Raw genomic sequence first — 23,408 nt, 5'->3', positions numbered from 1 at the left:
AAATACGCGAAACGGGGTTGTTCTATCTTTAAATTTAATTACGCAACAAAGCCGAACATTATTGCTTCGATAAGAAAAAAGTATAGGAATCTGTGTAAGAAAGCCAAAATTAACAATAATAGTGAACTTATCTCGAACCTTTATAAGGTTGGTTATTTTATCGACCTAGATAAAAGTACAACCAACCGTATAACACAAAAATACAACATCAACCAATTCAAGCTCAGCCATATCGAGATGTTGAAGCTGATGCTCAACACTTACCAAAAAGAGTTGATCAGAGGCTTTATAACCGTTTGTACCGTTTCTTCATTTTTTTTGTTCGTTGTCTACTTCTTCCAAATCCTTTATACAACGAAAATTGCAGATGAATACAGTAAAAACGCAAAGCAAATAGTAGAGGAAGTAATGAACTATGGCTGTGATAGCGAAGTTGCAGTGTACGCATTGAGGCACTCACTTAACCTTGATTCTGTTTTGATGACAACGCCTTATGGTTCATGCTACATATCCAAAACACAATCAAAAATGGTTGAACTAGACCAAATTGAAAATTTTGACGATAGCCTAGATTTTGCTTATTCACGCTTCTCAGACCCCAAAGAGGACATCGAACTCATTGCGCGTATTTCTAAATGGTCTATCGAAGCTAGATATAAGAACTCATTACTCCCTCTTTTGGTTGATTCAGTTTCCATACAAAAAAATGGTCACTACATATTAAACCTAGGCGAAAACAGTCAGCCTATTTATCAAGCCCCACTTCCAACCGGTGCAACCATCACTTTCTACAGTGATGATATTGTGCTTCTGTGGGTCATTTTTTCTCTGGTGATCGCCACGCTACTTTATCGCTCATATATTCTTGGCTTTGGCATTTACCTGCTTCGTTGGCGACACATATCCTTCGAGGAAGAGCCCATAATCAACACTGACGACAATAGCGTTTTATATTACGAGTTATTGTCTAGAGTGCGTAACGTAGGCGTTCTGAGTTTCATCAACACCATGAGACGTACTAATTTGTTGACCTTTCATACTATTTTAATCATTGAAACAGTAAAAAAAGCGAAGTTGGACAACAGCCATGATATCTACGGTGTCAATGTGTGCCCGAGTGCGTTGGTGGGATCTAACTTTACAAAGCTCAAAGAGCATTTAGTCACGATGGAAGCGAATGAGTTTGTCGTAGAAATAACAGAGTATTCAAACATTGGCTATGGCTATGAGGTCATCGACAACATCAAAATGATCAAAGATCTTGGAATCACCATCGCGCTAGACGACTTTGGTACAGGTAACAACAACATTGAAATAATTAGTGCTATCTCTCCGACCTACCTAAAACTGGATCGTTGTTTTGTTAAAGACATTGAGTCAGGGGATTATCATCAAGGAGTATTGCTTAATATATCGGAGATTGGACGCTTATCAAACATCACGATGATTTACGAAGGTGTCGAGACGCGCAGGCAGCAATATATCTTATGTCAGTTAGGCTACAACCTACATCAAGGTTATCTGTACAGTAGACCTAGTCACTCGGAGGAGTAATTATCTACCACCTCATTTAAATATTGATGACCTCCCTTTTCTTGTTTAATTGCCATTGATCATACAACGACTTGAGAGCCCACAAGGAAGTAGGCTTCAAGCGTTCTCATAACCCAATACATTTCTCTCAAACATAAAAATATACTCTTAATTTTTATAAAAACCTTGCCAATCTGAATAAAAAGTTTAGTGTTATACACATATATATCACCATGCAGTTTTAATTATGACCGAATGGAAAGACGACCAACCGATCTTTAGGCAGCTAGCGGCAAAGATCAGTGACCAAATTCTTCAAGGTGTTTGGTTAGAACAACAAGCATTGCCCTCAGTGCGTGCGGTTGCCGCCGATCTCAAGATCAACCACCTTACTGTCATGAAAAGCTACCAGTTACTGGTGGATGAAGGCTTGGTAGAGAAAAAACGCGGCCAAGGTATGTATGTCGCAGAAGGGGCACTTCAAAAATTGAAAGAGTCCGCACATCAATCATTCATCAACACACAGATCCCAGCCATCGCTGAGACGCTAGGCATCATTGATATGAGTGTCGAAGAACTCGTGAAACAGCTAGAACAACATATAAAGGACAAGTCATGAGTACTTTACTTTCAGTGAAAAACGTAACCAAAACCTATTCAAATCAAGTGGGTGTCGAGAACATCAGCTTTGAGTTAAAACCGGGGCAAGTGCTTGGTCTGCTAGGCCACAATGGCGCAGGGAAATCGACTCTGATCAAATCACTGCTTGGCGGACACAGCTATCAAGGTGAGATAGAAGTTAACGGCTATCACCCTATCCACCAGCATGCAGAACTCATGTTGCACCTGTCGTACATTTCAGATGTTAATGTGCTACCCGAGTGGATGACCGTTAAACAACTGCTTCGATACACCCAAGGCGTGCACCCAAGCTTCAACAAGCAAAAAGCAGAACAGACGTTAAGTAGCACCAACATTAAGCTGTCTTCAACGATCAAACAGCTTTCTAAAGGGATGAAGGTACAACTTCACCTTGCAATCATTATCGCGACCGACACTCAAGTGTTGATCTTAGATGAGCCAACGCTAGGTCTAGATCTGCTCTACCGCGATACTTTTTATCGCCACCTCCTAGAGTGGTTCCATGACGGCGAACGCGCGATGATCATTGCCAGCCATGAGGTTTCAGAAATTGAACACCTATTAACGGACGTATTGATTCTGAAACAAGGCCATTGTGTGCTGCAAAAGAGCATGGAAGACATCGAGAACGACTATTTCATTATCGATGTCGCAAACAACCACTCAAGCGAAATCCAGAAACTCAATCCACTGACCTCACAGCCAGGGCTAGGAACCACTAAGTGGTTATTGGAAGGTCAATACAAAGCGCAAGTTGAATCATTGGGTAACATCTACAACGTTGGTCTCGCAGACCTATTCCTTGCAACACAGACGGAGAAGGCATAATGCACCCAACTTTTTATATGCTAGAAAAAGAACTGATCGAGCACAAAATTAACACTCGATTGCCTCTGTTTATCGCGTTATGTGGTTTCTTTCTGTTCGTTAGTTTGTTTTTCAATGGCGCAGCGCAGCATGAGTTTTTCTTCCAAATGGAAGTGAATGGTGACGTAAGCGACATACACAGAGAGTTCGCACAAGACCTCAACTCAGTGATCTACTTTGGTGCTGGCCTTATTTCACTCATACTTTCGACGCTTTACATCCCTAAAACACTGCGTAAAGAGCGCCAAGAAGGCAGTTCGATGTTTTGGAGAAGCATGCCAGTATCCAATGCCATGACTCACTGCGTGAAGCTAGGCTTCGGTCTAGTGGTTATTCCGGCTATCTGCGCGCTATTAGTTCTATTCGCCGACTTCCTATTCTGGATATTGAACGTCTCAAGCGAACAACAATTGGCATTGATAGTAGAGCAGCAATCACTGTTTTATGTGCTTAGCAATTGGTTGGTATTCTTTGGGCGAATGATGTTAGTTGCACTGGTTTTATTGCCACTAGCAACCGTTACTCTGGCAATTTCGCAGTTAGTGAATTCTCCACTGCTTGTCATTTTTATCTCAAGCTATGCGATTAAGTTACTCTCGGTCGCCGTATTTGGATTCTATGGCATCAATGACTTCTTCTCTCTCATCGCATCACTACCAATAAAGGTACTAACGGCGAGCAACCCATTCAGTGCGATTGCAGAAGCGCCGGTTTTGTCTTTGGGTATTTATGTACTGATTGGTGTTGGCGGGTGTCTACTGAGCTTGAAGCTAAATAGAACGGACGATGTGAGTTTGAAGACGCTGTTCCATCGATAGAGTCACTTATTCTGAACTCTCAACGGGTAACCAAATCAGATATCAAAATCTAAATCAAAGCTTCTGAGAAATCGGGAGCTTTTTTATTGGCTGCTGTTTTATTGTTAGGTGTTTTGAATTATAACAACGGTTTTCGTGATAGAGGCAAAGGTACGGATTGGTGGTTGGTTTTGGTTTTGCTTCAGAGTGCTGAGTGCTGAGTGCTGAGTGCTGAGTGCTGAGTGAGGATAATCTAGGAGGTATTAATGAGCTGACATTGAATTGCATTATTGTTAATGCCTGCCAGCTCTTTGGGGGGATGATTTCTTTAGTCGCTGACCAGATGAAGGTCCTTGAGAGTGCTATTGAAATCGATTTGTTACGTTTTACATATGATTAAGCTTTTCAGCTTTCTTATTTTAAAGCTTTACGATTTAAAGCTTATTTCTTTGAAGCTTCTTTCGCTGTGTCTTTCCAGTATTGGATGCGAACGCGATGAAGCTGTGCTCTTCTCATTTTTTTCATAAGGGATATTTCCTTTTCTTTAACTGCTCTTCATGAGCTATTTTTATTGCCAACCATTCGAATCTAACGGTGTTTGATGTCCAGATCAATGATACAAATCACAAAATTTATAGAGTTTTGAGTACCATTTACATCAAAGTATGACCTAGATATCAACTATGGCTCAATTCAATCCTATGAGCCGCTCTTCAAAATTAAGGTTAGTTCTCTCAGATGACAAATTCATTTCAGTATCAATACAGTTCAATGATACTAATTTAATAGACCGGACCAACGCTGATTTAGTTCCAGCATCTTATCTTTTATTACTCGCCTCACCCGCAAAGTTACAGTGTAATTAGGTCTGTATTCAATGTGAACAATTAATCGCCACATTAGCCTATACGTCACAACATCAAAATGGGATGATGTTTGTAACGGGTAGAGCTTTTGATAGAAAAAAGCCGTAGTGGACAAAATTAAATAGACGTAATTAAATGGACGTAATTATGAGTAAAGTCATTCTGCAAGGGCATATTCTAGTGCCAGACAACGACCTCGAAGCAGTAACCCAAGCGCTGGTTGTACACAAAGAACTGACACTGGAAGAACCTGGTTGTATCGTGTTTCGAGTCAGTCAAAGCACGCTTCAACCTAATCGCTTTGAAGTGTATGAAGAATTCACTAGCCGAGAAGCATTCGAAGCGCACCAACAGCGAGTAAAAACGTCTGAATGGAGTGAAACCTCCAAGAACGTGACACGTCATTACCAAGTCACCGATGTTCCGACATCATAATGATACATCCGCTAGCCAACAGTATCGTCACGTTGATCAAGCAAGATCCCTTACGAATGCAGGTTTTAGACTGTGTCGCTCAGCTGGATTTGCCGCAGTGCTATGTTGCTGCGGGCTTTGTGAGAAACCTCGTTTGGGATCACTTGCATGACTTTGACTCCCCGACGCCTCTCAATGATATTGATGTGATCTACTTTGATACCATTGATACCTCCTACGAATCGGATCTTCGATACGAGGCTCAGCTTAAACAACGCTTACCTGAATTGAATTGGCAAGTTCGCAATCAAGCCAACATGCACACCAGAAATGGGGATGAACCTTACCAAGGCTCATTGGATGCGATGCGTTACTGGCCAGAGAAAGAAACCACAGTCGCCGTCAAGCAAAGCCCGACAGGGGAAATCGAGTGCATTTCGGCTTTTGGTTTAGAGAGTTTGTTTGATTTAAAGATCACACCGAATCCCAATCGCAGCAGAGACGTGTTTGATCAACGAGTTCAGTCTAAAAACTGGTTAACTCATTGGCCGAAGTTAACTATTGGTTGTTTGAGTCTCAAAGGGTCCTTTGTCGCTCGTACTAATTAGTCGCAAATTTTATACATTAATATGTTTAATATAAACTATGGTTAATATTAGCTCACATCCATATAAGGTAGCTATTATGTCGATTTTACGTGCGTTACTGATACTTATAAGCTTAGTTATCATTGGGTGTGCTGATACACATAAACTTCAGGTTACGGATGTAAACTCGACAGCTAAATTTGAAACAAGTGATTCAGTTTTAATCGGCCGCTCAAAGAATGGGGAATATGGGAAGCACTATTATTCAGGCTCAGGACTAATGGTGAGTAAAGCTCTTCAATCAGAGTTATTCACAAAACTAAACAACGTCGCAATCGCTAACCAAGCAGCTGATTACAATTTTGTCCTTGAATATGCGAAAAGCAATGAGTTCGACTACTTAATTTTTCCTACCATATTACACTGGGAAGATCGCGCGACTGAATGGTCAGCAAAGCCAGATAAAGTAAGCGTAAAAATTACAGTTGTTGATGTTAAAACAAAAGTAATTATTAAGTCTGGCATAATCGAAGGAAAAAGCGGGCTAGCTACCTTTGGCGGTGACCACCCACAAGATTTATTGTCAGAGCCGGTCAGCGAATTTATGGCTAGCCTATTAAATTAATTATCGTGGTGATTCAATAATTGAGCTCTATTGCGTAGACAACATCAACTCTACCTTATGACACCGTAGTTAGCATGGTTAACCTATGTCGAATCAAACTTTGCCTCTGTACTAAAACCATTGACTAAAGTCCCAATCAGATCGAACATGCCCCCACTTGCTTAGCTTATTAATTTATTAGCTTAGTAAGTTAGTAACTAACCAAGTCATCAACCGCGCGCGGTCACTCACTGCTGCGCTCTCTCGTCATACTGAGTAACGACCATGAACCAACAATACATGCTGCAAGCTCTTGAAGCTTCGCGCCAAGCCCTACCCGATTGCCAACCAAACCCACCAGTGGGCTGTGTTTTGGTGAAAAACGATAAAGTGGTGTCTGTTGGATATACGCAAAAGGTCGGTGGAAACCACGCCGAAGTTGAAGCACTGAATGGCTATGACAGCGAAACGGACGGAGAAATGGAAGGCGTTACCGCTTACGTAACTTTAGAGCCATGTTCATTTGTTGGCAGAACACCCGCTTGCGCCAGTACATTGGTTAAAGCAGGTGTAAAACACGTAGTAGTGGCGATGCTAGACCCTGACCCTCGCAATAATGGTCGTGGTGTGGCGATACTCGAGTCGCACGGCGTGAAAGTCGATGTAGGGTTATGCCAAGAACAGGTAAGCGCCTTTTTAACCCCGTATATTGGTAAGTCCTAGCTCTTAAACAGCCAGTGCTAATTCAATTTCACTCGGTAAAGCGGATTGACTGGCTTATCGACAAAATACGACCAAATATGATCGTAGACGGCATGTTGGTTGGGGAACGGCGCAAGTGCTTTCGCTTCCTCTAAATCGCACCAGCGGTACTCTGTATGTTCGTCATTCAGTTCAATCGCTTGGTTGGGTGGGCATAGCACCGCAAACACAGGGATTAGCTGAATCACATTAACATGCGCCTCGTAAAACTGCTCCAGAAACTGCGCGTTATACAAAGCTTCCACTTTAATTTGGGTCTCTTCTTCAAACTCGCGCACGATAGCCTGCCAGCCTGTTTCACCTGCTTCAATCGAGCCTGCGACGTGGCACCAAAACTCGCCCTTCACACGCTTCATTAGTAGCATTTTCATTTGTCCGTCGATCTCTGAAAGAGCGACACCGGATACAATTGAAGTATTGAGTGGAATCATAACGTTACCTTAGTTTTCATAAGAGGGCGGCAAGGCTACCACCCTTGGTTTGTTAAATTGTCTTCTATGATTAAAAACGAGAAGTTACTCATCAATTAATGAAGTTCAAGCCATAACTCATAGGCTCGTCGCTTGGCTATCTAGTAATAGAACCATTTCTTATTTGAGGCGCTTTTCGATAAAGAGTAGAATCGCCGCCTTGTACTGTGTTTAACGTCTCTAAACATACACAGTAGACTCACAACCATTTATCACCACGATATAAGTATTAATACGACTATGCACTCATCAAAACCAACGCACGACTCAGAAAACAGCCACACACCTGAGCATTGCTTCACTCGTTTTCAACAGCCGATCGAGTCATATTCGTTGCCTGAGCGTTTCACATTCCCGTTCTACTACGAACCGCACCCACTGTGTGAAATCGCCTCTCATCAGCTTCAACAGTATCTAGAAACTCAAACCGACTGGCAGCATGACTTCGGACTGGATTCTGACGATGGTCGCGGCAAAATGTTTGGTGTGTTACTGGTGAAAAGCCCTGAAGGTGAGCTTGGTTACTTCTCTGCTTTCTCTGGAAAAATCGCCGACCAAAACCTACTGCCTCACTTTGTGCCGCCCGTATTCGACATGTTGAGCAGCGATAGCTTTTTCCATCAAGACACAGCCGACATGATGGCTATAAATGCGAAATTTAAAGCGCTGCAAGCAAACGCTGAATACCTTGAATTGTGTGAACAGTTAGCACAACAGAAAGCACAGGCAGAACAGGAGATCGAAGCGCAACGTTTGTTGATTATAGAAGGCCGAAAAACACGTAAAGAACAGCGTGAACAAGGTAAAGAAAACCTTGATGAGCAAGCCTTCGAACAGCTAAATAACGAGTTAAACAAGGCCAGTGTTGCCGACAAGAATCAGCAAAAATATCTTAAGCTCAACTGGGAACAGATCCTAAACGAGTTACAAATGAAAGTTGATGTGTTCACTGATCAATTAGTTGAACTAAAAGAGCAAAGAGCGCACCTTTCTCATCAGCTTCAGCACAAACTGTTTTCACAATACGCTTTCCAGAATGCGGAAGGTAACATTGAGGATCTCAACCAGATCTTTGAAGACACGCCAAATAAGATACCACCAGCAGGTTCTGGCGAGTGTGCCGCACCCAAACTTCTGCAATGCGCGTATTTAAACGGTTACACACCATTGGCACTGGCTGAATTTTGGTGGGGTCGTTCACCGAAATCGGAAATCCGTAAGCACAAGAAATACTACGCGTCTTGCCAAAGTAAGTGTGTACCGATTTTAGGCCATATGATGAAAGGCTTGGAAGTCGATCCCAACCCATTGCTAGAGAACCCAGCAGAAGGCAAAGACCTCGATATCCTGTTCCAAGACGATCACATCGTTGTGGTACACAAACCAGCAGGTTTTCTATCCGTACCGGGTAAAACCATAAAAGATTCGGCCTACACTCGTGTTCAAGAAATGCATCCCGATGTTGAAGGGCCATTTGTTATCCACCGCTTGGATATGGCGACCTCTGGCATTCTAATATTTGCGCTTACACGACGTGCGAACAAAAGCCTACAGAAGCAGTTCATTACTCGTGAAGTTGAGAAGCGTTACGTGGCAATGATAGAAGGCGTTTTAGAGCAAGATGAAGGTTATGTTCGCTTACCACTACGTGGAGATTTATACGATCGTCCTCGTCAGATTGTCTGCTTCGAACACGGCAAGCCTGCTGAAACGAAATGGGAAGTGATTGAGCGAAGCCAAGACACAACAAAGGTTTATCTGCACCCGAAAACGGGCCGCACACACCAATTACGTGTTCACTGTTCACATGAAGAAGGGCTTAACATGCCTATCGTTGGTGACGGCTTATATGGCAACAAAGCCGACCGACTGCACCTACACGCAGAAAGGCTAGCACTACACCACCCAGTCACCAAAGAGTGGATGGAGTTCCAGTTCGACGCTGAATTCTAAGCGTTAAGCCTATTTTCTGCGTTAAAACTACTTTCTGCGTTAAGCCTAAGAGATAAACCAGAGTCACAAACCGTTTGTGACTCTGACTCCCTCTTTCTCCTACCTCTTTCGGATAATTCACCACGCTTATTGCACTACATCAAGGTCCACTTTGTTGTGAGGAGTAGCATGCGCCTCTTCTTCTTTCCTTGAGGCCTTTGATATGTCATCAGCTGCTTTGAATATACAACCCAACACAACGACTTCTTCCGTGATCGCTTCGCAAGCACTAAGCTTGAAACCACTCACAAACAAAAAGCCAGATTTAAACTCGGCAATGCTCAATCTAATTGTAGAAGTGAAAAACGAACTCCCTCTTTACGAGTCGGAGACGTTTATCTGTGGGCCAAAAGGAAACTGCGCCGGTTGTTCTAAGAAACTACTGGAGATGGTCGACAGTGAGTTGATGTATTGGGAACACAGCATTTCAATTGGTCAAGGCCCTAACTTCGAAGAGCTGCGTCGCTTTGGTAAGCTATGCAGCAGTGTTAGACGTGGCTTAGAGCGAAACGGGTTGGTAGAAAAGCGTCCAAGACGTAGATAATCCAAAACTGAGCCGAAAATTCGGTAATGAAACACGATTTAGGGCGTCCTCGATCGTGTTTGAGGTCTCGCCCTCACTGGCTTTAGCTCATATTGGCTCCAATCACCTAAATTGGAGTTAAAACCATGAAATGGACACGTTTACTGTTCACATCCCTACTTTTCCTTTGCAGTTCAGCCATCGCTTCCGATGTCGGGTTCACTCAAGTCACCTTAACTGACGATCCTAATCGCCCGCTAAACACTGCCATTTGGTATCCCACACTAGATGCATCAGACACAACCTTGATTGGCGATAACCCAGCCTTCATCGGCACGCAAGTCATCAAAGATGGAGAGATTCAATCCGGCACTTTTCCAGTAGTACTGTTATCACACGGTTACCGAGGAAACTGGCGAAACCAAAACTGGTTGGCGACCGAACTTGCGAGTCGTGGCTACATCGTAGCGGCCACTGACCATCCGGGAACCACTTCTTTCGACCAATCCCCGAAGCAAGCAGCGAAATGGTGGGAGAGACCACAAGATATGTCACGCATTCTGGACTACTTGTTATCCCAAACCCAGTGGAAGCAATTTGCTAACGCTGAAAATGTTACCGCAATCGGGCACTCTCTAGGAGGCTGGACAGTGATGCAATTGGCAGGAGCGAAAATAGATAGAGCGACCTTTGAAGCCGAGTGTCTTATATACCCTAACCCGCGTACCTGTGGACTGTCTGATGAATTAGGACTATCACAAGCCCAACCAGCTGAACCAAATGAAAAAGACCTTTCAGACCCTCGAATTCAACGTGTAGTTAGCCTTGATCTGGGGCTTGCTCGCAGCTTCTCAGTCGGCAGCTTAAATGACATCACAGTGCCAACCTTAATACTCGCAGCTGGAATCGATATTGGGGGAGATCTACCTCAGGCATTAGAATCTGGCTACATTGCTGAGCACATGCCTCTTAATTTAAGACGTTATAAGGTCTATGAAAGCGCTACCCATTTCAGCTTCATTCAAAGCTGCAAACCTGGGGCAATACCAATACTTGAAGAAGAAGTGCCAGGCGATGGCATTATCTGTAAAGATGGCGTTGGTACATCACGCGACAGGCTGCATCAATTGTTCTTAAACGACATTGTTAGTTTTCTGAACTGATAAACGGAAAGCAAACACACTCAATCTAACACTTGTGGCGAACTTCGATACTCACTCGGAGTTTGCCCAGTTATCCTTGAAAACTCTCGATTGAAATTGGACTTGGTCTGAAAGCCTGAACTAAGGAAGATGTCAGTTATCGCTTCATCACTTTGCTTCAGGAGAGTCTTAGCGTGCTCAATTCGATAGGTGTTAATCACCTTTGAAATGTTCTGGTGGTGAGTTTGATTAACCGCAGACGATATTTTTCGAGCTGGGATACCTAGCTTTCTCGCCACTCGATTGAGGGACAAATCAGGATCTTTGAACACCTGATGATCCTTCATTAATGCATCAAACTTAGCGACGATTTGCGGGACTTCTTCATCGACTTTTAAGCTTCTCGACGATACCGCAGCTTCAGGAGAATAGCTTGGTGTTGTCAGTTCACTCTGCTGTTGGTTTTGTTCCTGAATCGGAGACGTACTGGTGCTGACAACAATCACAGTCCCAACAATCGCAGGAATAAGAACTAAGTAGCTAATAGATAGGATCAAGTCTGTGTGTTGTGCGTTGAGCAGCAAAATATCATACGAGATAATGCTATCCACGAGAGCTGAAAACAGTAAGGCTATACCAGCCGTACGCTCTGCATACAAAACATTCGATACATCACTCAGCCTGACGTGCTCTGGAAAGTTAAACGATGACTTCAACAACAAGCAGCCATAGCCGAGGTACAACGAGATCAACAATAGATCAATCGTTCCATCCCAAATATACGAATAAGAAAAGGAGCCAACCAGAACAACCACTGGGCCTAAGCAATGCAAAAGAGACAAAGGTTTACTTCGATGAACTCCCGCAAAACAGAGCCATGCAGCCACCGGTACACTTGCCCCTAGAACCGGTTGTAAGAAACGGAACAGTGCAATATCAAACGTCCAACGTAGCCCAACGACAGTAATCATCAATGCACACAACACAATAAACCAAAACGGTTTTTGGCTTGTTTGTGGGTAACAATATCGAAGCAAAACAGCCGTGATAAATAACAATAGAGCAGCAACAAATGGCAGGGGAATTGCGAGCATCAAAGTTCCATTTTAATAACAGAGTATATAGCGTCGATAGCTCAATAAGTATCGATGATAACTTGAACTCATGGTAATTCATTCGCCATATATAATAAAGACTCCTAGTCAGGAGCCTTTACTATCAAAATCAGTGATAACTAAGTTTGGTCAGTTGCTATTAAGCGTTAGCCACTTGGCGCGCTGGGTGTTTGATAAACACAGCGACTACAGCCACGATTGCAAGTGCAAAACAGTAGTATGAGTTAGACACGATTTCCAAAGGCGATAGGTTGAACACAGAACCTAATAGCAATACCTGAGCACCGTAAGGCAACACACCTTGAATCACACAAGAGAAGATATCCAACAGGCTTGCAGAGCGACGTGGAGATACATTGTTTTCTTCCGCCAATTGACGAGCCACGCTACCAGACACAATAATCGCTACCGTGTTGTTTGCCGTACATAGGTTCACCATAGATACCAAGCCAGCAATACCTAGCTCACTCGCACGGCCATTCGCTTGCTTAGAGTGGGAAGAACCAAACGCACGAATCAAACCGCTCACTAGATTAGTCAGGAACGCCAATCCACCTTGACGACGCATTAGCTCACTCAAACCACCAATCAGCATCGACAGTAAGAAGATCTCTTGCATGTTGCCGAAGCCTGCATAGATATCTTTAGCGTAATCCGTCATACCGTAGTTCTCAATAGAACCTAAACTCACGCCACCCGCCAGTAAGATACCAATCGTCAGCACGACGAATACATTCATACCCGATACCGCAAGAATCAGAATAGTGATGTACGGCAGAACTTTGAGCCACTCAATTGGACCTGTTTCAGGTACCTGAGTTGCCGTGCTATTGAAAGCAAAGATAACGATCGCGATAAGAGCAGCAGGCAGAGCAATACGGATGTTCTCTTTAAACTTGTCTCTCATCTCACAGCCTTGCGAACGTGTCGCGGCAATCGTGGTATCAGAGATGATTGAAAGGTTGTCACCAAACATAGCGCCACTTAGCACCACGCCTGCGGTTAGAGGAATGCTCATGCCAGCTGAATCTGCAATGCCTAATGCAACAGGAGCTACCGCAGCGATGGTACCCATCGACGTACCCATTGCTGTCGCGATGAAAGCAGAAATAAGGAAGATACCCGGCAGAATCATGCTTGTCGGAATAGCCGATAGGCCAAGATTTACGGTCGCGTCAACGCCGCCTGACGCTTTAGCCACAGCCGCAAAAGCACCCGCCAATAGGTAGATCATACACATTGCGACAATGTCTTTGTGACCCACGCCACCTAAGAACTGTTCGATAGCACGGTTCAATCTATCTTTGCTTAGCAACAACGCTAGCATCACCGCAGGCAAAGCCGCAATCGGAGCTGGAAGCTGATAGAAAGCAAAATCGACGCCTTGCAGTGACAAGTACGTACCTACACCAATAAATAGCGCAAGGAACACGATCAGAGGGATAAGCGCAACTGCAGAAGGTGCAATTACAGCATTAGAATTTTTTGAATTGGACATGGAACATCAACGCAATAGAACAGGAAGATGAGCAGACTAATGTCACACTTAGAGCTTGTCAACGTCTAGACGTCTAAACGCCCAATTTAATGCAAAGTAATAAGCACGCCATTGAACATCACATAATAGAAAAGGCTACTTACTAACCAAGTAAGCAGCCTTTGGATAACAGATCATGTAAGCAGAAAGCTTTATAACTTTTGTTTAAATATCACTTCATATTCGCCTAACTCGTCATAACGTACTGTCGTTAGTTGATCGAATTCGACTTCAACAACACCACAATATGACCCGGTAATAATGGCCTCACCCGCTTCGAAGCTAACACCGCGTTGAGTCATGGTGTTAATCAGCCAATAGATAGGCGTTTGTGGTAGTGAGTTTGGGTGCTTACCAGTGAAGGATTGCACTTTCTCATCTTGAGTAATAGCAATCTCAAAGTTCGCTGCTGCAAAAGCGCTCTCTTTACTAAGCTCAGGACCAAGAAACAAACCTTGATTAGCTAAGCCATCGGCCAACACTTCATAGAACTCTACGCCACTATCATCAGCAAAGCGGGATTGAATAAGCTCTAAAGCCATGCGACACGAACCGATAGCCTCATTAACTTGCTCTTCAGTGTAACCATTGGAATTTGCTGGTAAAGGCTTGGCCAAGACAAAAGCAATTTCAGGTTCAATACGAACTACTCCGTTATCCAAAAAAGCCTCGCATTCAGAACCAAACTGAACGCTATCTTTGAAAATAGGCGCAACGATCAACTTCTCTTCGCTCAATGGCAACAGGCATTTCCAACCACCGACTTTACTGCGGTGAAGGTCAACCATTGATGCTTGAATGTGTAAAGAATCTTCAAGGTTGTTAGGGCGAAATTGCTCATTCATTCGCGCTGCTTTCATACCAGCAACTCTGTAGCTTAGTAACTCCTTTGCCGCTTGTCTAAACTTACTTTGCATGTCTTATCACCCTGAAATTATAGGGCTTTATAATACTGAAATTTATAGCTTGTGGGTAGGTATCCAATTACAGTTTCCACCATGCCTGAACAGGTACGGGCTCTGAGATCACCAAACGTTCACCCATCACAGGGCTTACCATTTGTACATCTCGCTCTTTGCTTATCGTGAGAGCTTGATCCATTGGGTCTTGCCAATCGTGCATAGAGAGATCAAACGTGCTGTTGTGGATTGGCATCATCACCTTACCTTGCAGGTCGATGTGCGCTTGAACGCTTTGTTCTGGGAACATATGAATATCCGCCCAAAGTGAGTTGTACGCGCCCGTTTCTACCATGGTTAAATCAAACGGCCCAAAACGGTCTCCAATCTCTTTAAAGCCATTGAAGTAACCAGAGTCACCGCTAAAGAAGACTTTCTTATCTGAAGCGTTAATAACCCAACTGCCCCACAGTGTTTGGTCACGATCAAGCAAGCCACGTCCAGAGAAGTGCTGTGTCGGCGTCAACGTGAACTCAATGTCTGAGGCCGTTGCCGATTCCCACCAGTTCAATTCGATGATCTTCTCTTTATCCACGCCCCACTCTTCCAATAGTGAGCCCACTCTTAATGGCACTAAGAACGTACCCACTTTGTCGGCGAGCACCTTAACGGCACCTTTGTCTAAATGGTCGTAGTGATCGTGGCTGATCACCACCACATCAATATTGGGTAGCTCTTGCAGCGTAATTGGTGTTGGATGAAAACGCTTTGGTCCCATCCACTGAACTGGTGATGCACGATCACTGAACACAGGGTCAGTCATCACTAGCTTCCCATCCAGTTTCATCATCACACTGGAGTGACCTAAGCGGTAAGCAACGTCGTCTTGTTCTTCGATCAGCTGCTCGGCAGTCATTGGAATCAAAGGCAATGCAGCGCGCGGCACGGGCTCGTTTCTTTCCACAGTCACGTATGCTTTCAAGATTGAAAAAATATCAGACATACCCGATTTGTATTCCAGCTCACTGTTTACAAACTTCTTTGGAAGCTTATCTAGATTGTCGTTTGATTGTGAACCTGTGCTTACGATAGCGACCACGGCAAGTACTCCTAAAATCGGTAATAGATATTTTTTCATTGATATCTCTTTAATCATTGGGTCTATCCCAACGCAAAAACTACACTGACTAGTGTATATATCAAAATAAAAAAGTAAACCAATGAGTGTAAGTTCTCATTTATCTAGACGTGAGCGTGCCAAAGTCGATTTTGGAAAAACCGACTTTGAAAACGAGCTAACTTAGTTATTTAGTTAGTAAGAAAGGTTAATCAGCAGACCATACATTCTTGAAGTCTGGCCATCCCCAGTTTGTGATGGCCACGTTTTTCAAAATGCCTTGGAAACGAACTGTTTGTAGGTGATGGAACATAGGCACTAGCCAATAATCAGAAATCAACGTGGATGCAACGGGCTCCAACTCTGCCAAGTAATTAGGCAGTTCAACGGATGCTTTATGACTATCCAAGCGCTGCTTGAGCCAATCACTGTTCACCTCTCCCAAAGCAGAGTGCAAAACAGGATCATTCATCATCCACGAAAACAGCGAAGACGGGGCATTATCATCGAGATTCAGGTTACACAACACCAGATCCTCCTTTAACTCACCACTCTGAGAGAGCTGCGCCAATTCTCGAAAACTGTAGGTGTTCACCTCAACTTCCACACCATATCGTTTCAATATGTCTGAAACGCAGATGGCACATCGGTACAACGCATAATAGTCATAAACTGCAATACTCATCTTTTTCGGTAATTGTGCTTCTTTCGAAGGCGTTCGATACAATTTTTGCCAACTTGGCAGTATGTTTTGAGCTAAAGAGACACTGAACAAACCCTTATTTTTTTCCAACTGAGATAAAATCGCTTGTGGGTTGGTCAGTTCTGAAAGGTATTTTCGCTGCTCATTATTAAGCGGAGTTGCAGCTGAATTCTGATTAAATAGGATAAACAGGCATCCATCCTCGACTCGGCTACGAAGGCCATCTGTGTCTGCAGAAACAAGCTCCGTATCGCTTTTCCCTAACTGATGGAAACAAGAAGAATCTTCATAAGACGAGACTTGCATTTGGCTGTCATCGAATCGAGCACTGCCTGTCATCGACTCTTCAAACTGCCAGATGGTCACTTCATCAGTCAAAGAACGACAACCATAATAGAGCTCAAATGCCGCGAGCTTGATCCGTTCATTATTGGTCTCAACCACTTTAAATGGACCGGTACCAATAACTGCATGTGACACCGAGTTTAAGGGCGATGGTTCATGGGTGACTTGCGCTGCGGGTTGAATCGAATACTTAACGCCAGCAAGTAAACCAGCAAAACCAGTATCTGCTTTGGTGAGTTGAAAGCTGACCCTCAATGGCAGCTCACTGTAAACCGAAGCAACATGGGCTAGCTCTGTCTGATAAAAAGGTAAGGTTTGCAAGGCTGAAAACAACGAAACGAGTTGCTTGGCGTCGACGGGTTGCCCATCGTGAAAGGTTAGGCCGGGGCGCAAATAGAAAGTCCAAACCAACTTTTCAGCATCATATTCCCAATGGTGCGCCAGTTCAGGCTTCAACTCGCCCTTACCATTACAAGTGACTAAGCAACTGAACACTTGCCTGATCAAAAAGCGTTCGCTACTGCGGTGAATATGATGTGGGAACAGGTCTTCAAACTTACGCTTATAGGTCAATTGAACGTGAAGCAATCCTTCACGCATCGTCGCGCCAGAGGTTTCTTGAAGGAGAGAACCAAATACAGCGCGGTCATTGTCTAAAAGTGAGAGCGCTTTTTCGTACTTACCCTGCTCTATCAGTTTACCGGCAACGTGTTGAGTCAGCTGTTGATTACTAAAGCGCAAAGTCAAATTTGAACGTTGATTCCTACCGACTTTTGGCTCCCAAATTACCCATTCAGCCTGATGCATCTTGCCTAACAAAGTTCGTGCATGGCGTAAACTGGTGAACAGCTTGTCTGCGACCTCGGTTAAGGTCACCGAGTGTGAAAGATTAGGCTCAAACGTATCCAGCCTTGTGTAGTAACGCATCATGTTTAGATCAGACAAATAATGAACCCTTTTAGAAACAACCCTTCCTGATTAAGCCCATTATAAAACACATCAGTCAAAAAGTAGCGATAAAAGACAAAAACAGGAACAACCTAGTAAAAATCCATCTGTTTATTACTTCCTATTAAGTAACCATAATTAATGGGTCAACAAGGAACTTTGAGCTCCCACCAAAGCCTAATACAAGAGAAGTAATCATCATGAGAAAATACTATCTTAATAAGCTAAAAAGCACCTGTAGCAAGCTCGAAAGAGAAGCACTACGAACACTTATAGAGCTATGTAACTGGCGTTATTAGTACACTTTTAAGCACCGAGTTAACGCGAGTTGAGTACAACCTAATAGGCTCCTACCCCCAATATGAGTTAGGTCTCAACTCGCTTTTCCATTCCAAACTCCCTCTCAACCTAGTTGTACCAATCGCTCACACATTCGATAAATTTCCGTTGTCGACTCGACAAATTTAATTCGTTTTCTTAGTTAAACGAAAAGCCTTAAGGTTCGCCCCGAAGCAAGCAAAGAGCCTCAGAAAAACTGAAAGCTCAGCTAACAACTCATTTATTTGCAGTTACCAATCAGGTATTAACTAAGGAAACGCCATGCGTATCGCAATTCTTTCTCGCAACGAAAACCTATACTCTACTTCTCGCTTAAAAGCGGCTGGAGAAGCTCGTGGTCACCAGGTCGATGTTATCGACACGCTGCACTGTGATATAGATATCGCGAGTAACAATCCGAAGATTCGCTACATGGGTGAAGAGCTACCTCAATACGATGCTGTTATTCCACGTATTGGCGCTTCCATTACCTTTTACGGCACTGCGGTTGTTCGCCAATTCGAAATGATGGGCACTTTTTGTATCAATGAGTCAGTAGCAATCAGTCGTTCTCGCGACAAACTGCGCTCACTACAACTGTTATCTCGTAAAGGTATTGGCTTACCAAAAACAGGGTTCGCTAGCCGCCCAGACAAAATTCAAGACTTGATCAAAAACGTAGGTGGTGCGCCACTGGTTATCAAGCTTCTTGAAGGTACTCAAGGTATCGGCGTTGTTCTAGCAGAAACAAACAAAGCAGCTGAAAGCGTTATCGAAGCATTCATGGGCCTAAAAGCGAACATCTTGGTTCAAGAGTTCATTGAAGAAGCTAACGGCGCAGACATTCGTTGCTTTGTTGTAGGTAACAAGGTTATTGCAGCAATGAAACGCCAAGCTGGTGAGGGTGAATTCCGCTCTAACCTGCACCGTGGCGGTACAGCTCAACTGGTTAAACTAACCAAAGAAGAGCGCGCTACAGCGATCAATGCGGCTAAAATCATGGGTTTAAACCTATGTGGCGTCGATATTCTACAATCTAAGAATGGCCCTGTTGTAATGGAAGTGAACTCTTCTCCAGGCCTAGAAGGTATCGAGAAATCAACAGGCAAAGATGTGGCAGACATGATTTTCGAGTTCATTGAAAAAAATGCAAAACCAAACGCTAACCGTACTCGTGGCAAAGGCTGATTAAACGCCGTTTACTCATGATTGGAAAAAACATGAACAATAAAATGATCATAGGGAATACAGAAGCACTTTGCTTACCAGAGTTAGGGATAACTGGACTACATACGCGTGTTGATACAGGGGCTCAAACCTCTTCTCTACACGTAGACAATCTACTATGTGTAAAAACAGACGGTGAAAACTTCGTTGAGTTCGATCTTCACCCAGACGTTTACCACCTAGAAGAAACAGTGCGCTGCAAGGCGAAGCTGAAAACGAGTAAAAGAATCAAATCATCGAACGGCGAAGTTGAACACCGTTGTGTGATTGAAACCATGCTAAAAATTGGTGGTCAGGAATGGCCTATCGATATCACACTAAGCAACCGTCAGGATATGACTTATATGATGCTGCTTGGTCGTCAAGGCATGAGTGACAAAGTGATTGTTGACCCAGCGGGTGAATTTCTAATTTCTCACTAATTGAACTGCTCCACAGCTCAAATAGTGAGTCAACAACGCGTACTAATAAAGGCCAGTCTTTGAGACTGGCCTTTATTATTTATGGCGATTCTTTTTATCTTTAAACCCAAATCGCCAAACAGATTTTAGCAAACCTCTGAGTTTAATCTTAGTCACTCGCCAATGTGTTACTGGCCTTCTTGGCGCACTCATCAACAAATGTTCAAACGCTTGCTCACTCAAATTCACTTGTCCCCCATGCGCCACCAGCAAGGTGTCGAGCTGCATGTTATAAATACGGGATACCGACTCTCGATACTTATTGGGATGAAAAATTGGGAAAGGCGGAATCAGCTTCTTTTTGACCTCGACCATTAAATCCGCCACATAGGCGACACTGTGAGATGGGCAATAGACGGAAAGATCTCTGTCGGTATGGCCTGGCGTTTCCAGAACCAACCAGTCATCAAAACCCGGAATGCTGTCTCCATCCGACAGCTTGTAGTCCGGCTTCAACTTTCTTGAATACCACAGATTTGCTTTAGGCTTACCCAATCGGTTCGCCATCCAACGTGCCAATGCCAGATCGGTCAAATGCATCAATATACCATCGATGCCGTGGTACCAGTCTTTGTCTCGATCTGCTGCCACCAAATTACAATTCGTGAGCTTTCTGAGCTTGTGCGCTGCCCCTGCGTGGTCTGGATGCATGTGCGTAACCACAACCGTATGTAGATCAGCAAAATCACGCATAAGCCCTGTTTCGATGAAAGCCTTCAAATGCGGGATGTCGGCTCGACACGCACCATCAAGCAAGAGTAACCTGTCAGGGTACTCTACGAGATACATGTCTTGGATATAGCCTTTGATGGTATGAAGTTGCAAATCTACTCCTTGCGACAAAATAACTGGTCAGACCTATACAATAGCAAACCCACCATCAATTGTGACCATTTTGTTAAAAGCAACAATCTAAAACCGGATAGAGAACTCGAATCAAGATTTCCATTGGAATCCACTAGATAACTCAAATCCAACGTTACTCACATCCAATGTTACTCAAGTCCAATTTAACTCAGAATAATGAGGGCACATTCCAAAGATGATCATCAATTTCATCCGATATTTTTCAGCATTATCGAATGCTCACATTACCGAAAACCTTGCTCAACAAGCCTTGCGCTTTAAGCACTGAGCATCATTTGTCGTGACGATAAAACATGTGATTTGGTGACCTGAGTTATTCGGACTATATATGCGCCTCTAATTTATTGTCTGAGTGCTATACATGAACCAACTTATCGATGCTCTTTCTACCCAAGGTTACTTTGTTTGGGATGACTTCTTAACTCACGAAGAAGTAGTGGCATTGAGGGATTGCATTCCAGAGAACTGGAAAAAGGCTAGGATCGGCCGTAACGATGATGTAGCACGAGAAGCAACGATTCGTAGTGACAAAATTCAGTGGGTACGCCGTGATATGGGCGAACCCGCATCTCTGTTCCTAGACAAAATGGAGCAAATTCGTTTAGAAGCAAACAGAGCGTTCTTTTTGGGTCTGTTCGAGTACGAAGCGCACTTTGCTAAATATGAGAAAGGCGACTTCTACCAGAAGCACTTAGACTGCTTTAAAGGCAATGAAAACCGCCGCCTAACCACCGTGTTCTACATGAATGACGAATGGTCTGAGGAAGACGCAGGGGAGCTCGTGGTTTACGATCTAAAAGACAACCACATTGCGACCATACCACCAAAGTCAGGCCGCTTATTTGTGTTCTTGTCTGAACAGTTCCCACACGAGGTACTGCCGACAAACACAGAGCGATTCAGTATCGCGGGTTGGTTTCGCCTTAACGGCGTGAAAGACAACCAATTAGACATCGCGCACTAAAACTGTATCCACATCGAACCTTATTCTTGGCCTCTCCATCGAGAGGTTTTTTTTTTGGGTCAGAAAAACGTCTTAAAAGCCAAATACATCAAACATCAAAACCATCAATAACTTTTCTCTTAAATAAAATCGAAATGAATCTTTCACATCAGTGAAACGGTTTAGCCACGTAAGTGAAATATACCCTGTTCAAGATAGCTTCAAACGATACCCCTACCGTCTCGTTAATACTCAAATTCAATACCTCTATATCGATTTCATCCAAAAGGAAAAGAAGATGAATAAGCTAATTTTGGCAGGCGTTCTTTCTGCGACGGCAGCAATGCCGGCGTTCGCAACGACTCAAGTTACTTGGTGGCACGCAATGGGCGGCCAACTTGGAGAAACCGTCAATAAGATTGCGACTGACTTTAATGCGTCACAAGATGATTACAAGATCACGCCAATCTATAAAGGATCATACACAGAGACCTTAACAGCGGGTATCGCAGCATATCGAGCAGGCGAAGCTCCTAACATTCTACAAGTCTTCGATGCCGGTGCTGCAACCATCATGAACGCTAAAGGTGTCGCGAAACCGGTACAGGATATTCTGGTTGAATCGGGCTACAACTTTAATTCAAACGACTACCTAGCTGGCGTTCGTAACTTCTATGCCGACAACCAAGGCAAGATGGTTGGTATGCCTTTCAACAGTTCGACGCCGGTTCTTTACTACAACAAAGACCTTCTCGCAGAAGTGGGAGCCGACGCGCCTAAGACTTATGAAGAACTCGAAGTGGTTGCTAAGAAACTGAAGGCCGAAGGACACATCGCGTTTTCTCAATCTCTGACGCCGTGGATCATGTTTGAAAACTTTAAGTCTCGCCACAATCTACCGGTCGCAGACCAAAACAATGGTTACGACAGCTTATCCACTAAGATCATGTTCAATACCAAAGACATGATGATGCATGTTAGCAAGATGAAAGAGTGGTCAGATCTAGGTTACTACAAGTATTACGGCAGCGACTGGGACGCGAACCAAACACCTTTCGAGCGCCAAGAAGTAGCAATGTGGATGGGCTCTTCAGGTTCATTCGGTGGTTTACGTAACCGTGTACCTTTCGAGTTAGGCACAACTTACCTTCCATACTGGAAATCAGTTAACCCAGATGCTGGTTTAACCTTCATTGGTGGTGCCGCTCTGTTTGCACTCAATGGCCATGACCAACAACAAGACAAAGGTGTGGCAGCATTCTTTGACTACCTGACTAAGCCTGAAACTCAAGTGTACTGGCACAAAACAACAGGCTATGTACCTGTAACAACTGCTGCCTATGAACTAGCGAAAAAGTCCGGCTACTACACAGAGCAGCCAGACGCAGAAGTGGGCGTTAAGCAACTAAGCCTCAAATCGGGCGAGTGGACTAAAGGCTACCGCCTAGGTTATTACCCGCAAATCCGTGAAGTGATGCACCGTGAGTTCGATAACATCTTCGCTGATCGCTCTAGCGTCGAGAGCAGCCTAGACAAGGTCGAAGATGAGAGCAGCAAACTACTAAAGCGCTTCGCTCGAACGATGAACTAGATCGATTAATGAAACGAAACTGTTCACAAGCTTAAGGCTTAGCGAATCAGAGCCGTTCATCACTCCTCACTACTTGTCACTGCGTCGCTAAAAAAACGCTATGGCAAGGCGTGAGGAGACTCTTCCCTAGCGCCATTT

22 protein-coding genes are annotated in these 23,408 nt (G+C 43.9%); 15 read left to right on the top strand and 7 right to left on the bottom strand.

Going from position 1 to position 23,408, the window contains the following annotated elements; all coding sequences use genetic code 11:
* The 8 genes from ACED28_RS17280 to ACED28_RS17245 all read left to right on the top strand — a co-directional run.
* Positions 1-1,554 (top strand): EAL domain-containing protein (locus ACED28_RS17280; protein ID WP_371710351.1); only part of this gene is annotated, 1,554 nt, incomplete at its 5' end.
* Between the two features lie 226 nt (positions 1,555-1,780).
* Positions 1,781-2,152 carry a GntR family transcriptional regulator gene (locus tag ACED28_RS17275; RefSeq protein ID WP_012601023.1) on the top strand — a complete coding sequence of 124 codons (372 nt, stop codon included), beginning with the start codon at positions 1,781-1,783 and terminating at the stop codon, positions 2,150-2,152.
* Positions 2,149-3,003: an ABC transporter ATP-binding protein gene (locus ACED28_RS17270; protein ID WP_009844747.1), complete on the top strand. Its 855-nt coding sequence runs from the start codon at positions 2,149-2,151 to the stop codon at positions 3,001-3,003. Before ACED28_RS17275 ends, ACED28_RS17270 begins: the two co-directional genes overlap by 4 nt.
* The gene (locus ACED28_RS17265; protein ID WP_371710350.1) at positions 3,003-3,860 is read left to right on the top strand and encodes a hypothetical protein; all 858 of its coding nucleotides are present in this window, start codon (positions 3,003-3,005) and stop codon (positions 3,858-3,860) included. Before ACED28_RS17270 ends, ACED28_RS17265 begins: the two co-directional genes overlap by 1 nt.
* Before the next feature lie 992 nt (positions 3,861-4,852).
* The gene (locus ACED28_RS17260; protein ID WP_371710349.1) at positions 4,853-5,140 is read left to right on the top strand and encodes a putative quinol monooxygenase; all 288 of its coding nucleotides are present in this window, start codon (positions 4,853-4,855) and stop codon (positions 5,138-5,140) included.
* Positions 5,140-5,727, top strand: a complete 588-nt coding sequence (locus ACED28_RS17255) for a nucleotidyltransferase family protein (protein ID WP_029223767.1) — start codon at positions 5,140-5,142, stop codon at positions 5,725-5,727. The genes ACED28_RS17260 and ACED28_RS17255 overlap by 1 nt, the downstream gene beginning before the upstream one ends.
* A gap of 76 nt (positions 5,728-5,803) precedes the next feature.
* Positions 5,804-6,331: a DUF4823 domain-containing protein gene (locus ACED28_RS17250; RefSeq protein WP_009844743.1), complete on the top strand. Its 528-nt coding sequence runs from the start codon at positions 5,804-5,806 to the stop codon at positions 6,329-6,331.
* A gap of 264 nt (positions 6,332-6,595) precedes the next feature.
* Positions 6,596-7,033: a bifunctional diaminohydroxyphosphoribosylaminopyrimidine deaminase/5-amino-6-(5-phosphoribosylamino)uracil reductase RibD gene (locus ACED28_RS17245; RefSeq protein WP_371710348.1), complete on the top strand. Its 438-nt coding sequence runs from the start codon at positions 6,596-6,598 to the stop codon at positions 7,031-7,033.
* Between the two features lie 17 nt (positions 7,034-7,050).
* On the opposite strand, the gene ACED28_RS17240 is transcribed toward ACED28_RS17245, so the two are convergent.
* On the bottom strand, positions 7,051-7,503 hold the full coding sequence (locus ACED28_RS17240; protein WP_371703149.1) for an NUDIX pyrophosphatase: 453 nt from the start codon (positions 7,501-7,503) through the stop codon (positions 7,051-7,053).
* Between the two features lie 279 nt (positions 7,504-7,782).
* Between ACED28_RS17240 and ACED28_RS17235 the strand changes: the two genes are divergently transcribed.
* The 3 genes from ACED28_RS17235 (at position 7,783) to ACED28_RS17225 (ending at position 11,220) form a co-directional block, all read left to right on the top strand.
* Complete coding sequence (locus ACED28_RS17235) at positions 7,783-9,495, top strand: pseudouridine synthase (RefSeq protein WP_371710347.1); 1,713 nt, start codon at positions 7,783-7,785, stop codon at positions 9,493-9,495.
* A gap of 202 nt (positions 9,496-9,697) precedes the next feature.
* Positions 9,698-10,078, top strand: a complete 381-nt coding sequence (locus ACED28_RS17230; protein WP_371710346.1) for a hypothetical protein — start codon at positions 9,698-9,700, stop codon at positions 10,076-10,078.
* Positions 10,079-10,203: 125 nt separating this feature from the next.
* Positions 10,204-11,220, top strand: a complete 1,017-nt coding sequence (locus ACED28_RS17225; RefSeq protein ID WP_371710345.1) for an alpha/beta hydrolase family protein — start codon at positions 10,204-10,206, stop codon at positions 11,218-11,220.
* Positions 11,221-11,240: 20 nt separating this feature from the next.
* Here ACED28_RS17225 and ACED28_RS17220 read toward each other — a convergent pair whose 3' ends face one another.
* The 5 genes from ACED28_RS17220 to ACED28_RS17200 form a co-directional block, all read right to left on the bottom strand.
* Entirely contained in the window at positions 11,241-12,296 is a 1,056-nt protein-coding gene (locus tag ACED28_RS17220; RefSeq protein ID WP_371710344.1) for a helix-turn-helix domain-containing protein, read from the bottom strand.
* 157 nt (positions 12,297-12,453) lie between these two features.
* Positions 12,454-13,812, bottom strand: coding sequence for a Na+/H+ antiporter NhaC family protein (locus tag ACED28_RS17215; protein ID WP_371710343.1), 1,359 nt, complete (start codon positions 13,810-13,812; stop codon positions 12,454-12,456).
* Positions 13,813-14,003: 191 nt separating this feature from the next.
* Positions 14,004-14,768: a fumarylacetoacetate hydrolase family protein gene (locus tag ACED28_RS17210; RefSeq protein ID WP_371710342.1), complete on the bottom strand. Its 765-nt coding sequence runs from the start codon at positions 14,766-14,768 to the stop codon at positions 14,004-14,006.
* Positions 14,769-14,835: 67 nt separating this feature from the next.
* Positions 14,836-15,888, bottom strand: coding sequence for an MBL fold metallo-hydrolase (locus ACED28_RS17205; protein ID WP_371710341.1), 1,053 nt, complete (start codon positions 15,886-15,888; stop codon positions 14,836-14,838).
* 187 nt (positions 15,889-16,075) lie between these two features.
* Positions 16,076-17,860 (bottom strand): SgrR family transcriptional regulator, encoded by a 1,785-nt coding sequence (locus ACED28_RS17200; protein WP_371710340.1) that lies wholly within the window; start codon positions 17,858-17,860, stop codon positions 16,076-16,078.
* Between the two features lie 603 nt (positions 17,861-18,463).
* Between ACED28_RS17200 and rimK the strand changes: the two genes are divergently transcribed.
* Together rimK and ACED28_RS17190 are read left to right on the top strand one after the other, a co-directional pair.
* A complete protein-coding gene (gene rimK / locus ACED28_RS17195; protein WP_012601042.1) occupies positions 18,464-19,369 on the top strand; it encodes a 30S ribosomal protein S6--L-glutamate ligase in 906 nt (301 codons plus the stop codon).
* 32 nt (positions 19,370-19,401) lie between these two features.
* A complete protein-coding gene (locus tag ACED28_RS17190) occupies positions 19,402-19,830 on the top strand; it encodes a RimK/LysX family protein (RefSeq protein WP_004733090.1) in 429 nt (142 codons plus the stop codon).
* A 75-nt stretch (positions 19,831-19,905) separates the two neighbouring features.
* Here the strand turns inward: ACED28_RS17190 and ACED28_RS17185 are convergent, their stop codons facing one another.
* On the bottom strand, positions 19,906-20,694 hold the full coding sequence (locus ACED28_RS17185; protein WP_135382396.1) for an MBL fold metallo-hydrolase: 789 nt from the start codon (positions 20,692-20,694) through the stop codon (positions 19,906-19,908).
* Positions 20,695-21,097: 403 nt separating this feature from the next.
* Between ACED28_RS17185 and ACED28_RS17180 the strand changes: the two genes are divergently transcribed.
* Both ACED28_RS17180 and ACED28_RS17175 read left to right on the top strand, forming a co-directional pair.
* Positions 21,098-21,700 carry a 2OG-Fe(II) oxygenase gene (locus ACED28_RS17180; RefSeq protein WP_371710339.1) on the top strand — a complete coding sequence of 201 codons (603 nt, stop codon included), beginning with the start codon at positions 21,098-21,100 and terminating at the stop codon, positions 21,698-21,700.
* Between the two features lie 277 nt (positions 21,701-21,977).
* Positions 21,978-23,270 (top strand): extracellular solute-binding protein, encoded by a 1,293-nt coding sequence (locus tag ACED28_RS17175; protein ID WP_371710338.1) that lies wholly within the window; start codon positions 21,978-21,980, stop codon positions 23,268-23,270.
* Positions 23,271-23,408: the final 138 nt, after the last annotated feature.

It is taken from the genome of Vibrio sp. 1F253 (genome assembly GCF_041439295.1).
Lineage (GTDB): Bacteria > Pseudomonadota > Gammaproteobacteria > Enterobacterales > Vibrionaceae > Vibrio > Vibrio tasmaniensis_A.
The sequence above is the reverse complement of the archived record's forward strand: the minus strand, read 5'-3'. Positions and strand labels throughout refer to the sequence as shown.

Bases quoted from the DNA above. Each gene is read 5' to 3' on its own strand.
- ACED28_RS17190 (WP_004733090.1), top strand. From the start codon at position 19,402: ATGAACAATAAAATGATCATAGGGAATACAGAAGCACTTTGCTTACCA.
- rimK (WP_012601042.1), top strand. From the start codon at position 18,464: ATGCGTATCGCAATTCTTTCTCGCAACGAAAACCTATACTCTACTTCT.
- ACED28_RS17230 (WP_371710346.1), top strand. From the start codon at position 9,698: ATGTCATCAGCTGCTTTGAATATACAACCCAACACAACGACTTCTTCC.
- ACED28_RS17180 (WP_371710339.1), top strand. From the start codon at position 21,098: ATGAACCAACTTATCGATGCTCTTTCTACCCAAGGTTACTTTGTTTGG.
- ACED28_RS17250 (WP_009844743.1), top strand. From the start codon at position 5,804: ATGTCGATTTTACGTGCGTTACTGATACTTATAAGCTTAGTTATCATT.
- ACED28_RS17240 (WP_371703149.1), bottom strand. From the start codon at position 7,503: ATGATTCCACTCAATACTTCAATTGTATCCGGTGTCGCTCTTTCAGAG.
- ACED28_RS17225 (WP_371710345.1), top strand. From the start codon at position 10,204: ATGAAATGGACACGTTTACTGTTCACATCCCTACTTTTCCTTTGCAGT.
- ACED28_RS17255 (WP_029223767.1), top strand. From the start codon at position 5,140: ATGATACATCCGCTAGCCAACAGTATCGTCACGTTGATCAAGCAAGAT.
- ACED28_RS17260 (WP_371710349.1), top strand. From the start codon at position 4,853: ATGAGTAAAGTCATTCTGCAAGGGCATATTCTAGTGCCAGACAACGAC.
- ACED28_RS17265 (WP_371710350.1), top strand. From the start codon at position 3,003: ATGCACCCAACTTTTTATATGCTAGAAAAAGAACTGATCGAGCACAAA.
- ACED28_RS17235 (WP_371710347.1), top strand. From the start codon at position 7,783: ATGCACTCATCAAAACCAACGCACGACTCAGAAAACAGCCACACACCT.
- ACED28_RS17205 (WP_371710341.1), bottom strand. From the start codon at position 15,888: ATGAAAAAATATCTATTACCGATTTTAGGAGTACTTGCCGTGGTCGCT.
- ACED28_RS17245 (WP_371710348.1), top strand. From the start codon at position 6,596: ATGAACCAACAATACATGCTGCAAGCTCTTGAAGCTTCGCGCCAAGCC.
- ACED28_RS17275 (WP_012601023.1), top strand. From the start codon at position 1,781: ATGACCGAATGGAAAGACGACCAACCGATCTTTAGGCAGCTAGCGGCA.
- ACED28_RS17175 (WP_371710338.1), top strand. From the start codon at position 21,978: ATGAATAAGCTAATTTTGGCAGGCGTTCTTTCTGCGACGGCAGCAATG.
- ACED28_RS17210 (WP_371710342.1), bottom strand. From the start codon at position 14,768: ATGCAAAGTAAGTTTAGACAAGCGGCAAAGGAGTTACTAAGCTACAGA.
- ACED28_RS17215 (WP_371710343.1), bottom strand. From the start codon at position 13,812: ATGTCCAATTCAAAAAATTCTAATGCTGTAATTGCACCTTCTGCAGTT.
- ACED28_RS17270 (WP_009844747.1), top strand. From the start codon at position 2,149: ATGAGTACTTTACTTTCAGTGAAAAACGTAACCAAAACCTATTCAAAT.